A 12,696-nucleotide genomic window follows, 5' to 3' on the forward strand; every position below is an offset into this window, starting at 1 on the left:
GACAGACTGCAAAATATGGGGATGCACTGCAGAATACGGGGAATGCGGTGCATCCATGCTACGCACAGTGCAAAAAGGCCACAACGAAGCAAGGAATCCCTATATAGTTCACTTACAGCAACGCATACAAAACAAGGAGAGCCCCCTATGAAACTTGAAGCCCTTTTCCAGAACCCGACTGCGTTGCCTACGGCTCCCAAAGTTGTCGAAGAACTGATCAGCAGCTTTGATAAAGCCAGCGTTTCCACCGAGGAAATCGCGAAGAAACTGTCCGCCGATCCCGTCCTGAGCGCCAAGCTGCTGCGCCTGGCCAACTCAGCCTACTACCATGTCTCGCGCAGCATCGGCACGGTGGAAGACGCCGTGCTCATGCTGGGCTTTGTCACCGTGCGCACGCTGGTCATCAGCTCCGGCCTGGTCAGCGGCTTCAAAACGGTGCCCGGCCTGGACCTGAAGCAATTCTGGCGCTACAGCCTGTACACCGCCTGCTCGGCCAAGTGGATCGCCAAAAAGACCAAGGAAAACACCGACCTCGCCTTCACCATCGGCATGATGCACGCCATCGGCCAGCTGGTGATGCACGCCGCCATGCCGGAACAGGCCATGCAGCTGGACAAGGTCGCCGGCCCGCTGGACTCGCGCCGCCTGGACGCCGAACAAGCGTCGCTGGCCTACACCTTCGCCGACGTGGGCGCGGAACTGGCCAAACGCTGGAAGTTCCCGGAAGCCTTCTCCGAGACCATCATGGCCTTCCCCGACCCGATGAACCACGAGCACGGCACCCGCCTGGCCGGCATCATCCACCTGGCCGCCTGGCGCGCGCGGGTCGAGGAAAACAAGCTGACGGACGAGGAAATCGAAGCCTGCTACCCGACCGAGATCGCCGAAGAGCTGGGCCTGGAGCCGAACGCGCTGATCGACGACATGCCGCCGCCTAGCGAGCTGAGCGCCGGTCTGGAAGAACTGGTCAAGTAAGAATCACGCCCCGCCCCCGAGGCCGGCGCCGCCCTTCGAGGCCGCGCCGGCCTTGTCTTTTTCACCACCCCAAAAATAAATTCAAAATATTTTGAAAAAACCCTAAAGTTCCCGAACGGCATGACGTTAATCCAGACAAGCAGTAATCCATTTTTACTTTTCAGGATGCGCCATGACCTCCAACGAAGTGCTCGCCATGTACGAAAATGTTGCCACCTTGACCAATAACATGGTGATGGCAGCGCGCGCAAGCGACTGGGAGAGCCTGGGTCGCCTGGAAAACCAGACCGCCGTGGCCACCGCCACCGTAGCGGCCGGCGCCACCGTGGCCCCGCTGGAAGGCGCCGCCCGCCAGCGCAAGATCGACCTGCTCAAGCAAATCCTGGCCAACGACCGCGCCGTGCGCGACGTCACCGAGCCATGGCTGAACCGCATTCCCGGCATGCCGCAATAAGCCGCCCCGCCCCAACGACAAAAGCGCCTTCACGGCGCTTTTTTATTTCCATAGCCGAAAAAAGGGGTCAGACCCCTTTTGGCTTTTCGGCAAGGCTTACATGCTTATTGGCTGATTGCTACGCGCAGGGAGAGGGCGATGCCTTTGGCGGCCTGGCGGATTTCGTCCAGCGAGGGGAAGCTCGGGGCGATGCGGATGTGGCTGTCTTCGGGGTCCAGTCCGTAGGGATAGGCGGCGCCGGCCGGGGTCAGCGTGATGCCGGCTTCCTTGGCCAGCGCGATGGTGCGCTTGGCGGCGCCCGGCGGGGTGACCAGGTCGATGAAGTAGCCGCCCTTGGGACGGGTCCAGCTTACGCCGGGCACGCTGCCGAGATGCTCTTCGAACAGGGCCAGCACGGTGTCGAACTTGGGCCTGAGCAGCGCACGGTGCTGCTCCATCAGCGCTTCGACCGTGGCCTTGTTTTTCAGGAAACGCACGTGGCGCAGCTGGTTGACCTTGTCCGGGCCGATGCTGCGGATGCCGGCGTGCTTGGTCCACCAGGCGATATTGGCCGGCGACGCGGCCAGCGCGGCCACGCCGGAGCCTGCCCAGCTGACCTTGGAGCTGGACGCGAACACGATGGCGCGGTCCGGATTGCCCGCCTTGGCACACTCGTCCAGGATATTGGCCATGCCGATTTTCTCGTCGCCCAGGTGGTGGAAGCGGTAGGCGTCGTCCCACATCAGGCGGAAGTCGGGGGCGGCGGTTTTCATCGCGGCCAGGCGGCGCACCACCTCGTCCGAGTAGACCACGCCGCCCGGGTTGCTGTACTTTGGCACGCACCACATGCCCTTGATGCTGGCGTCCGAGGCCACCAGGCGCTCGACCAGGTCCATGTCCAGGCCGTCTTCCGTCATCGGAATGTTGACCATATTGATGCCGCGCTGTTCGCAGATGGCGAAGTGGCGGTCGTAGCCCGGCACCGGGCACAGGAAGGTGACCGGCTGCGCGCCCATCCACGGCGCATGGCCGGGCACGCCCAGCAGCAGGCTGTAGACGATCACGTCGTGCATCAGCGACAGGCTGGCGCTGCTGTCGACCACCACTTGCGCGGCGGGCACGTCCAGCAGTTCGCCGAACAGGGCGCGCGCTTCGGGCAGGCCCACGCCGCCGCCGTAGTTGCGGGTGTCGGTGCCGTCGTGCGCGGCGTAGCCGTCCAGCGCGGCCATCAGCGCGTTGGACAGGTCCAGCTGTTCAGGCGCGGGCTTGCCGCGCGACATGTCGAGTTTCAGGCCGAGTTGCTTGAATTCGTCGTATTGGGACTGTAATGGTGCGGTGCTCATGATGCCTTTCCTGGGGATTGAAAGCGGGTGCGCAGTGCGCGGGCACCACCCAGCGCCTGTCGCCAGGCGGGAGCGCTGGCGGATGCTGGTTTAGCTGGACTGAGGGGGATGGGTGCAGAAAAGCACGGCATGAGTATATCGCGTTTCGCGCCGCACTGCCGAGGCCGCCCTTATGGCGGTTATTCTTTTTCGGGTATGGCGGCTTCGGCAGGCGCAGGCTCGGCTTCGGCGGCTATTTTGTCCTTGCGCCAGCCTTGCCAGACCTTCAGCGGGGCGGTGGAGAATTTGATCTTCTTGCGGCGGATCAGGTAGTACAGCAGGCCGCCAAGCAGCGCCAGCAGCAGGACGCCGCCTATCACCATGGTGGTGGTGTTCACGCCGCCGGGCTCGCGTTTCTTTTTGCCGCTGGCCTTGGGCGGCGTGGACGCGGGAGTAACAGTGTCTGCCTTGTTCGCCGCCTCGGGCGCGCTGGCGGCGGCAGAGGCGCCGGCCGATGCTGCGGCAGCCGTCTCGCTGGCGGACGCGGCCGACGCCGCGGCTGATGCGGCCGAGGCAGCAGCAGGCGCGGCGGCTGTTGCGGCGCCCGCCCCCAGCGCGGCCTGCAATTGCTTGACCTTGCCTTCCAGATCGATCAGTTTGGTCTTCAGTTCAGCATTGGTCTGGTCCAGCGCGAGGCATTGCTGGGCCTCGCCGTCCGGCTGCCCTGCGGCGCAGACGCCCCCCTTGGCGCCGGCTTTGCTTTTGGCGACACGCGGCTCCGGGCCGAGCTTGATGGGCACAGCAGCCGGCCCCGGCTTGACCTCGGCGCCGGCCTGCTCAGCTGCGGGGCCGGTGTTGCCGACCGTGCCGCCGGCCGCATCACGCGCCGCGTTCGCCGCTGCGCGCATCCTGGCCGCGCGCAAGGCCGCTGCGCGGTTGGCCGCCGCTTGGGCGTCCTGCGCGCCGCGTTCCGCCTCGGACAAGCCGCCCGCAGACGGCGCGGCAAGCTGAGGCCGTGGCGCGGGCAGCGGCGCTGGCGCAGGCAAAGGCGCAGGTTCGGGCGTCAGCCACAAGGTTGCCGACCGCACGCTGGCCCGCGCCCCCGTCCCCAGTTCCACAAACAGATGCAGCAATTCCGCATCCACCGGCTGGAAAGTCGTCAAATGCAGAAACTGCCGGTTGTCGCGCTTCACCACCGTCATACGCAGCGACGACAGCACCGGATTCATGCGCACATTCGCGCCCTGGTACACATTCGCCCCCGCCAGCCTGACCTGCACGCCTGCCAGATCCTCCGGCGCCAGCATCACCAGCTCTATGTCGGCCGACAATTGCTGCCCTATGTGCGAACGCACCACCACGTCGCCCAGCTCGGCCGCCAGGGAAGCGGACGACAGGACGGCTGCCAGCACAAGGCCGCCGGCGCGAAGGGCAAGAAAACGGTAAGGACGACGCTGCATGTATTCGGGGTCGCTAAGCTGCGAATTTCTAAAGTGTAACAGTCTTAACGGCTGGAATTTTCCGTTTTGAAGTCCTGCGCCGGAAATTGGACTCTGCGCTACACTAATTGCATATTCCACCATGACAGAGGCATCCATGAGCATCCGTACCGAGCGCGACAGTTTTGGACCTATCGACGTCCCCGCCGGGCAGCTGTGGGGCGCGCAAACCCAGCGCTCGCTGGAACACTTCGCCATCTCCACCGAACGCATGCCGCCCGAGCTGATCCATGCGCTGGCCAGCGTCAAGCGCGCCGCCGCGCGCGTCAACCTGGACCTGGGCCTGCTGGACGAAGCCAAGGCCGGCGCCATCACCCAGGCGGCCGACGAGGTGCTGGCGGGCAAGCACCCAAGCGAATTCCCGCTGGCCGTGTGGCAAACCGGTTCCGGCACCCAGTCCAATATGAATATGAACGAGGTGCTGGCCAACCGGGGCTCCGAGATCCTGGGCGGCGAGCGCGGCGAAAAGCGCTTGCTGCACCCGAACGACCATGTGAACATGGGCCAGTCGTCCAACGACATCTTCCCCACCGCCATCCACGTCGCCTCGGCCAACGCGCTGGCGCACACCGTGCTGCCGGCGCTGCGCGACCTGCGCGCCACGCTGGACGCCAAGGCCAAGGCCTTCGCCGGCATCGTCAAGATCGGCCGCACCCATTTGCAGGACGCCACGCCGCTGACCCTGGGCCAGGAATTTTCCGGCTATGTGGCGCAGCTGGACTACGCGGACCTGGGCATCACCGCCGCCCTGCCCCCGCTGCTGGAACTGGCCGCCGGCGGCACGGCGGTGGGCACCGGCCTGAACGCGCATCCGGAATACGCCACCCGCATCGCAGCCGAGCTGGCGGACCGCCTGCAGTTGCCGTTCCAGACCGCCGACAATAAATTCGCCGCGCTGGCCGGGCACGACGCGCTGGTGGCGGCCCACGGCGCCATGAAAACCCTGGCGACCGCGCTGATGAAAATCGCCAACGACGTGCGCTGGATGGCGTCCGGTCCGCGCTCCGGCCTCGGCGAGATCACCATCCCGGAAAACGAACCGGGCAGCTCCATCATGCCAGGCAAGGTCAACCCTACCCAGTGCGAAGCCGTTACCATGCTGTGTTGCCAGGTGTTCGGCAACGACGTGGCCATTACCGTCGGCGGGGCCTCGGGCAATTTCGAGCTGAACGTCTACAAGCCATTGATCGCGCACAACTTCCTGCAAAGCGCGCGCCTGCTGGGCGATGGCATGCGCAGCTTCGATCACCATTGCGCCCAGGGCATAGAGCCCAATCTGGGCCGTATCAGCGAGCTGATGGAGCGTTCGCTGATGCTGGTCACTGCGCTGGCGCCGCATATCGGCTATGATCGCGCCGCGCAAATCGCGAAGAAAGCGCAGCATGAGGGCACAACGCTGAAGGAAGCGGCGCTGGCGCTGGGTTTTGTCAGCGCCGAACAGTTTGAACGGTGGATAGTTCCGCTGGAGATGACGCAACCCAACGCCCATGGGTGATTTTTTTAATAACTGAACTACAAGTCATCGCGACTGAGGATAAAATAAATGCAAAAGGTTAGTTTTGAACTGACGTCGGAATTCATCGAATTGAACCAGCTGTTGAAGAATGTCGGCCTGTGCGACAGCGGCGGCGCCGGCAAGGTGCTGGTGGCCAGCGGCCAGGTGAAGGTCGACGGCAAGCAGGAGTTGCGCAAGACCTGCAAAATACGCGCAGGCCAGCAAGTAAGCGTAGGCGATGTGCGCATCAGCGTTCTCGGCGACAGCGGCGCGGACGGCGCTTGATAGAGCAAATTTACTTGCATTTGAGCAATCTGCCGCTAAGCTGAAAGCGGGACGGGCCGTGCCTATTCCGCAAAATAGTGCTCAACCAGCTGGAGGGGGAGGCGCCATGGACGGCCCTGAACAGAAGCTGCAAAACCAGGAGCGCCTGATCGGCGATTTGCGGCAGGTCATCGAGAACGCGGAAGAACTCCTGAAAAATACCGACCAGTGCACCAGCGCGCTGTACCAGAGCGCGCGCGCCAAACTCACCCAGGCGCTGCTGGCCGCCACCGAAGAACTGGCGCGGTTTGAAGACGCGCAACTGGCCCGCATGATCGCCGCCACCCACTCCGCCAACCTGCAATTCCACGACATCAGCGGCGAGGCCAAGCTGATGCGCGCCTTCCGCTAAATCCGGCCCTGGCGCTGGCGCGCAATCAGCGCGTCCAGCGAAAAGCGGCCCGGCCCGAACGCCACCAGCACCAGCAGCATCACGCCCCAGAAGAAATGGTCGTTGACCGCGGCCGGGCATTCAAAACTGAACAGCTGCGGGTAGGACAGCACCGCCACCGCGTTGACAAAGAACAACGCCAGCGCCGCCGGGCGCGAAAACAATCCTACGAACAGCAGCAGCGGCAGCACCAGTTCGCCGCCCGCGCCCATGTAGGCGGCCAGGTCCGGCGGCAACAGCGGCACTTTGTATTCGTCGTGGAACAGCGCCAGCGTGGCGCTCCAGTCGTTCAGCTTGGCCAGTCCGGCTTTCATGAACTGCCAGCCCACGTACAGGCGCAGCGCCACGCTGGCCACGGAACCGCCCCAGTCGCTCAGCGCGGCGTCGTAGCGGGTGGACAGGCGATGCAATGCAAACAGATTTTTCATGTTGGTCTCGTTTCAGTCGGGAGGCAGCCGGAGCTGCGGGTTCAAGCTATGGTGCTGAACACGGCGTGCTCCAGCCATTGCTGCAAATGCGCGGCAACGTCGAAGGTTTCGTCGATATCGAAGGCGGCATCCAGCGCGGCGCCGAAGTTGCCGCCGCCGTGCAGCACGGCCAAGGCGGCGTGGCTGGCCGGGCTCAGGGGCAGCACTTCCGTCTTCCAGCGCGGGCGGGCGATCAGCGCATGGCTGGGCGCTTCCATCAGCCCGGGGAACGGCGGGCCATCGGGCTGATGGGCTTGCCATAGCTGCACCACGCTGTAATCGAAGGCGAGCGGAATGCAGGCCGACCGCAGCGCCAGACAGGCGTCCTCGATTGCTTCGGGTGGCACGGCGGCCAAATCGGCGGCGGTCATGGCGGGCGCGTCGGCGGCGTAATGGGCGCGGTGCAGCGACCATTCCAGGCGGGCCATGTCGGGCAGGTAGGGCAGCTCGGTCGTGTGCGGGAAGGTGCGCAGGAAACTGGCGAACTCGGCGCCGAACTGGTTCAGGTCCCCGCTGGAGGACGGATGGGCGCGGCCATATTCGGCACTCAGCGCGTCAAAGAATTCCTCGCCCACCAGTTGCGCGATCACCGGGTAGGCGCTGGATAAAGTCTTGCGCCAGGTGACGGTGAGGTTGCCGCGATACAGCGCGTAGCCATGCTCTTTGCCCTCGCCCTGGAAGGCCGCCAGCGCCGGGGCGGACTCGGCAATGTTGAGCAGGCCGGCGGCGAAGGCTTGCTGAGAGGCGGCCAGCGCGTCGCCATCGGCAGAGGCGGCGGCAGGCGCCGCTTGCAGCGGCGCAAAGCTTACGCCGGCGCTACCGGCGGCACCAGCACCCTGCCCTGCCGCCACGCGCTCGGCGATGGCGGCGGCCTTGTCCGCTTCGGCCAGCAGCACGTCCAGCGCGGGAATATCGGTATCCCACTCAATCAGCGTGGGCAGCGGGCCGAAGCGGCGCAGGGCCGCCTCGTACAAGGCCCAGACGGGCGCGGCGACTTGCGCGCCGTGGTGGTCGATCACCGCGTCCGGTGTCGCCAGGTGACCGGCCAGGTGGAACTCGCCCACCGTGCCCGGCGCAATCGCGGCGATGGCGGCCAGCGCGTCCTCGCCGTGGTTGCATTGATTCACATACAGATTATTGATGTCCAGCAGCAGCCCGCAACCGGTGCGCCGCGCCAAGGCTGCCAGGAACTCCGCCTCGCTCATCGCATCGTCGCGGAAGCGCACATAGGTGGACACGTTTTCCAGCAATATCCTGCGCTGCAGCTTGTCCTGCACGCGATGCACGCGCTCGCTGAGCAAGTCCAGCGCGGCGGCGTTGAGCGCCAGCGGCAGCAGGTCGTTCAAATGCCGCCCGAACACCGCGCCCCAGCTCAAATGCTCGGACACCAGCGCCGGCTGCACCGCCCGCACCAGCACCCGCACACGCTCAAGATGCTGCTCGGAAAAGCCGCGCGCAGAACCCAGTCCCAGCCCCACGCCATGCAAGCTGAGCGGATAGTCGCGCCGCAATTCCTGCAGCACATGCCAGTCCCATCCGCCCTGGTCGAGATAGTTCTCGGTGTGGACTTCCAGCCAGCCGGCGCGCGGCCGCTGCTCCAGGAACTGGCGGTAATGCGGCGCCCTCAGGCCGACGCCGGCGCCCAGGGCATGGGCCGGATGGGCGCTGTGCGGCATGGCGAGGGCTCCGTGGTCCGCAGGTGATTACTTGGCTGGCGCGGTGGTCTTGCCGCCGGCTTTTTCGCACGTGCCCTTGGCCACGTACTTCCACTCGGTCGGCGCGTTGTCGGCCTTGGCTTGTCCGGCGCAGGAATGCGAGCCGTTGGACGAAGCGCAATCATTCTGGCCGGCTTTGACCACGCCGAAGCATTTTTCCTTGTCGCCGGCTGGTTCCATGCCTGCCGAGGCGCTAACGGAAGCGGCGCTGCAGACGGTTGCCAGGGCTGCGGCGATCAGGGCTTGACGCTTGTTCATGTGTATCTCCTTTGGGTAAGTTATCGTTTCCAGTGCGCAGAAATCTGCGGCTGAAGCATAGTCGCGCACTGTGCCAGCATCCTTACACATTTTTTTAGATTTACAAAAAGAAAAAGCCCGGAGTCACCGAGGCAGTGAATCCGGGCTAGCTGGTGCGCGCGGGGCGCGTCAGGACATTAAGCGGCTGGTACTGCTTTTTTGGCCTTTTTGTGTGCGGCTTTCTTGTGCGTTGCCTTCTTGTGCACGGCTTTCTTGTGCATTGGAGCGGCAGCAGGTTCAGCGGCGGCGACAGGCGCCTGTGCAAAAGCGGTGCCCATGGCGAAAGTGGCGGCGATAGCAGCGGCGATCAGTTTCTTCATTTGGTGTTCCCTCGATGTTGTCCGTAAGAATTCCTACGTAGGGCATTAACGCCGCACGCCGGGAATCTGTTGACGTGATTTTGAAGAGATTGTGAAACTTTTTTTGCGTTTGCAAACAATAGCGGGCGCGCCTGCCCGCAAGCAGGCAGGGTGCCGCCTGATACTACGCGGTGGTGTTGATGGTGTTGCCGAGATTCGAAGGCAGATTCGACGCCTTGGGTACGGGCGGGATCGCTTCAATCAGCGCCTGCGCGCTGGAAGCCTGGATGTCCTGGGCTTTTTTCTGCACGGCCACAGCCACGTCTTGCTTGGTGCCGGTATCGGCAATGCTGGTTGCCAACCGGGCAATTCCTGTAACGTCCATGACTTCCTCCACTGTGGGCTATCCCCTGTTTACGGACGTTTTTTTGCAAGCTTTAGGCCGCCGGCGAAATAATTTTTATGCGCTGCGCCAGCCAGGCCAGGACGGTGGGGCGATGGTTCAGGTCCAGCCAGGCCAGGCCGTCGCGCAATTCGGGGGGCGCAGGCTGGTCGGAGGCGACCGCCACGATGTTCGGGTCGGCCGGATACAGGGGGGCGCGGCCAGTGTCCGGGCGGTAGACCTCCAGCTTGTCGAAAGGATAGGACTTGAAGCCTTCAACCAGGGTCAGGTCGGCTGGCGCCAGGCGGGCCAACTGCTCGTCCAGCGTGGGCTCGGGCGCGCCGCGCAGCTCCTGGATAATGGCGAAACGAAATGGCGACGCCACCATCACTTCGGCCGCGCCAGCCATGCGCAGGCGGGCGGAATCCTTGCGCGGCGGCTCCAGTTCCAGGTCATGGTGGCTATGCTTGATGACGTTGACGCGCAAGCCTTGCGCTGCCAGTTGCGCCACCAAAAACTCCAGCAGCGTAGTCTTGCCGCTGCCCGAAGTGCCGACGATGCCGACGACATTGCCGGGGAGCGGGGGATGTTCTGGATACATCAGGGATTCTTTCAGTACGGCACGCGGTAGCGGTAGCCTTTGAAGGTGAAGATGGCTGCCTTGGGCAGTAGTTTCTCGAGTACCAGGCCGGGAGCCACCTCCTCGCCTTCGTGGCGCAGGATTTTGTCGATCAGCACCAGGCGATCGGCGGGGTTGCGCGAGTACATATAGCCGCCCATGGTGATCTGCGGGATGCTGCGCTGGATAGGTTCGGGCAGGTCGCGCAGCAGCTGGACGGGTTCCTCGGGGGCTTCGGCGGCGCGCGGCGCGGGTGCCGGAGGCTGCGCCTTTGCCGGCTCGGGAGCAATCTGCGCTTGCGGCGCGGCGGGTGCGCTTGCAGCGGGCCGGGCCAGCGGCGCGGGGGCCGGGACTGGCACAGGCGCGGCCTGATGCGCCGGGGCAACAGACGCTTGCGCTGGAGCGGCAACGGGCGGCGCAGGCGGCACGGCGGAAGGCAAGGGCACCGCAGCAGACGGCGCTGCGGCGGGCGCATCCAGCGCGGCTGGCGGCACAGGCTGAGAAACAGGCGCAGGCGATGCCGCCACAGGTGCAGTGGCTGCCACTTGCGCCGCACTGGTCAGAACGGCAGGCGCAGGCTGCTGGCGCCAAAGCAGTACGGCGGCGCCCACGATTACAACGGCGCCGGCCGCCAGCGCCAGCGGCTTCCAGCGCGCGCCGCCTGTGCCGCGCGGAACGGCCGCATCGAGCGTCGGCGCATGGATGGTCGGCGTGGCGCCCAGCTGGCGTTCGGCCTGCGCCTTCTTGAGCGCTTCCAGAATGTACGACATATTATTTCCCCGCCACGGCAACGCCGGGCTTTGCTGGCGCCAGCAGGCGCGGTTCATTCACGCCGCCGAGCTGATTCAGCCTGATAAAAGTCTTCGGTCCCGCCACGCCATCGGCCTTCAGATTCTGGCTGAGCTGGAACTCGCGCAACAGGCGCTGGGTCTCCGCGTCCATGGGGCGGTTCTCCTGGGGCGGCTTGCCGCCGTGCAGGGACGCCAGCCGCTTGGCCAGCCAGTCCACGTCCGGCCCGTGATCGCCCGCCGACACCTCGTCGCGCCAGCCGCGCGGCGCGCGCCACAGCGTAATGAAGCTGCCGTCGAAGCGGCTGGCCAGCGCATCCAATCGCACGGTCTCGCGTTTGCCCGCGATGTCCAGCGTGGCGCCCTGCCCGTCCATCGCCGTCAGCATCGCGAAGCGCGGCGTGGTTGGGTCGTCGATCAGCTTCAACACGACCGGACGGTCCAGCAGGCGCACATCATCCAGGCCGCCCTTGCCGAACAGGCAGCGCAAATTCTGCTTCGCCGCCGCCGGGCAAAACTCCCCGGACGGAACAGTTTGTCCCCACAGCGCTGCCATCTGCCGCAACGCCACGTCCGATGTCGCCGCCACGGTGCCTGACCCCGCCAAATTGGCGACTCCTGACCCCGGCGCGGCGGCGCCGCCATTCACAACGGCGCCGGATTGCGGCATTTTGGCGGCGCCTGACCCTGCCACATTGGCAGTTCCTGGCCCCGCCATGGGCACGGAATGCGGCATCAGTTGCCAAGCGGCGATGGCGGTGAGGACGGCGCCGGCCAGGACGCCGGCGGCGATGGGGAGCCATGGCCGCGCCACGGTCGCTGCGCCCGTTTCGGTGGCGAACACTTCCGCTGCGGCGCGCCGCAGGATTTTGCGCGTGACTTGCTGCGCGTTTTCCACGTAGGCGCCCAGCATGGCGCGGTCGCACAGCAGGTTGATGCGGCGCGGAACGCCCTTCGTCAGCTGGTGGATCTGCTGCATCAGCCCGCCCGGGAACGGCGCCACGCCCACCGCGCCCGCCACCGCCAGCCGGTGCCCGATATAGCTGCCGGTTTCCTCCACCGACAGCGAGCCCAGGTGATAGCGCGCGATCACGCGCTGCGCCAGCTGCTCCAGCTCCGGCCGGGCCAGCATGGACCGCAGCTCGGGCTGGCCGATCAGGATGATTTGCAGCAGCTTGCGCTCGCTGGTCTCCAGGTTGGTCAGCAGGCGCAGCTGCTCGAGCACGTCGGCCGACAGGTTCTGCGCCTCGTCGATAATCAGCACATTGTTGCGGCCCTGCGCGTGGCTGGCCAGCAGGTGCTGGTTGATCGCGTCCACATAGCCCTTCACGCTGACCGCCCCCGCGCCCTGCGGCGGCAGCGTGATGCGGAACTCGTCGCAGACCGACAGCAGCAGCTCCTCCACCGTCAGCTTGGGATTGAAGATATAGCCCAGCTGGCAATTCTCGGGAATCTGCTCCATGAAGCAGCGGCACACGGTGGTTTTGCCGGCGCCGATTTCGCCGGTCAGCAGCACGAAGCCGCCGCCGCTGCCAACGCCGTACAGCAGGTGCGCCAGCGCTTCGCGGTGGCGTTCGCTCATGTACAGATAGCGCGGGTCGGGCGCGATGGAAAACGGCGATTGTTTCAGATTGAAAAATTGCGTGTACATGTAGTCCCTGGATGAGCACCACCGCAGCGCAGGCCCGCC

The 12,696-nt window shown here is 65.2% G+C and carries 15 protein-coding genes; 5 read left to right on the forward strand and 10 right to left on the reverse strand.

The genetic code is table 11. The annotated features are described in order from the left end of the window. Positions 1 to 147: 147 nt before the first annotated feature. Together GTP77_RS12160 and GTP77_RS12165 are read left to right on the forward strand one after the other, a co-directional pair. On the forward strand, positions 148 to 975 hold the full coding sequence (locus GTP77_RS12160) for an HDOD domain-containing protein (protein ID WP_161072424.1): 828 nt from the start codon (positions 148 to 150) through the stop codon (positions 973 to 975). A 172-nt stretch (positions 976 to 1,147) separates the two neighbouring features. Further along, on the forward strand, positions 1,148 to 1,429 hold the full coding sequence (locus tag GTP77_RS12165; protein ID WP_161072425.1) for a flagellar protein FliT: 282 nt from the start codon (positions 1,148 to 1,150) through the stop codon (positions 1,427 to 1,429). 104 nt (positions 1,430 to 1,533) lie between these two features. Here the strand turns inward: GTP77_RS12165 and GTP77_RS12170 are convergent, their stop codons facing one another. After that, complete coding sequence (locus tag GTP77_RS12170) at positions 1,534 to 2,751, reverse strand: aspartate aminotransferase type Ic (RefSeq protein WP_161072426.1); 1,218 nt, start codon at positions 2,749 to 2,751, stop codon at positions 1,534 to 1,536. Positions 2,752 to 2,930: 179 nt separating this feature from the next. After that, positions 2,931 to 4,142: a type IV pilus assembly protein FimV gene (locus GTP77_RS12175; protein ID WP_161072427.1), complete on the reverse strand. Its 1,212-nt coding sequence runs from the start codon at positions 4,140 to 4,142 to the stop codon at positions 2,931 to 2,933. A gap of 184 nt (positions 4,143 to 4,326) precedes the next feature. Here GTP77_RS12175 and fumC point away from each other — a divergent pair, with 184 nt between their 5' ends. From fumC to GTP77_RS12190, 3 genes are all read left to right on the forward strand, one after another. Next, the gene (gene fumC / locus GTP77_RS12180) at positions 4,327 to 5,724 is read left to right on the forward strand and encodes a class II fumarate hydratase (protein ID WP_161072428.1); all 1,398 of its coding nucleotides are present in this window, start codon (positions 4,327 to 4,329) and stop codon (positions 5,722 to 5,724) included. A gap of 48 nt (positions 5,725 to 5,772) precedes the next feature. Continuing rightward, positions 5,773 to 6,009, forward strand: coding sequence for an RNA-binding S4 domain-containing protein (locus tag GTP77_RS12185; RefSeq protein ID WP_161072429.1), 237 nt, complete (start codon positions 5,773 to 5,775; stop codon positions 6,007 to 6,009). A 106-nt stretch (positions 6,010 to 6,115) separates the two neighbouring features. Beyond that, complete coding sequence (locus tag GTP77_RS12190) at positions 6,116 to 6,400, forward strand: DUF883 domain-containing protein (protein ID WP_161072430.1); 285 nt, start codon at positions 6,116 to 6,118, stop codon at positions 6,398 to 6,400. Here GTP77_RS12190 and GTP77_RS12195 read toward each other — a convergent pair. The 8 genes from GTP77_RS12195 to GTP77_RS12230 form a co-directional block, all read right to left on the reverse strand. Then, positions 6,397 to 6,867 carry a DoxX family protein gene (locus GTP77_RS12195; RefSeq protein ID WP_161072431.1) on the reverse strand — a complete coding sequence of 157 codons (471 nt, stop codon included), beginning with the start codon at positions 6,865 to 6,867 and terminating at the stop codon, positions 6,397 to 6,399. The genes GTP77_RS12190 and GTP77_RS12195 overlap by 4 nt on opposite strands. A 41-nt stretch (positions 6,868 to 6,908) precedes the next feature. Next, positions 6,909 to 8,582: an MNIO family bufferin maturase gene (bufB, locus tag GTP77_RS12200; protein ID WP_161072432.1), complete on the reverse strand. Its 1,674-nt coding sequence runs from the start codon at positions 8,580 to 8,582 to the stop codon at positions 6,909 to 6,911. Between the two features lie 27 nt (positions 8,583 to 8,609). Continuing rightward, a complete protein-coding gene (locus tag GTP77_RS12205; protein ID WP_161072433.1) occupies positions 8,610 to 8,879 on the reverse strand; it encodes a BufA1 family periplasmic bufferin-type metallophore in 270 nt (89 codons plus the stop codon). A 176-nt stretch (positions 8,880 to 9,055) separates the two neighbouring features. Beyond that, complete coding sequence (locus tag GTP77_RS12210) at positions 9,056 to 9,238, reverse strand: hypothetical protein (RefSeq protein ID WP_161072434.1); 183 nt, start codon at positions 9,236 to 9,238, stop codon at positions 9,056 to 9,058. A gap of 163 nt (positions 9,239 to 9,401) precedes the next feature. After that, complete coding sequence (locus tag GTP77_RS12215; RefSeq protein ID WP_228895360.1) at positions 9,402 to 9,578, reverse strand: YjfB family protein; 177 nt, start codon at positions 9,576 to 9,578, stop codon at positions 9,402 to 9,404. Between the two features lie 76 nt (positions 9,579 to 9,654). Further along, positions 9,655 to 10,200 (reverse strand): molybdopterin-guanine dinucleotide biosynthesis protein B, encoded by a 546-nt coding sequence (gene mobB, locus GTP77_RS12220; RefSeq protein WP_161072436.1) that lies wholly within the window; start codon positions 10,198 to 10,200, stop codon positions 9,655 to 9,657. Positions 10,201 to 10,211: 11 nt separating this feature from the next. Further along, positions 10,212 to 10,988, reverse strand: coding sequence for a general secretion pathway protein GspB (locus GTP77_RS12225; RefSeq protein ID WP_161072437.1), 777 nt, complete (start codon positions 10,986 to 10,988; stop codon positions 10,212 to 10,214). Between the two features lies 1 nt (position 10,989). After that, positions 10,990 to 12,657 carry an AAA family ATPase gene (locus GTP77_RS12230; RefSeq protein ID WP_161072438.1) on the reverse strand — a complete coding sequence of 556 codons (1,668 nt, stop codon included), beginning with the start codon at positions 12,655 to 12,657 and terminating at the stop codon, positions 10,990 to 10,992. Positions 12,658 to 12,696 lie beyond the last annotated feature (39 nt).

The sequence above is a fragment of the Pseudoduganella aquatica genome, from assembly GCF_009857595.1.
GTDB lineage: Bacteria > Pseudomonadota > Gammaproteobacteria > Burkholderiales > Burkholderiaceae_D > Rugamonas > Rugamonas aquatica_A.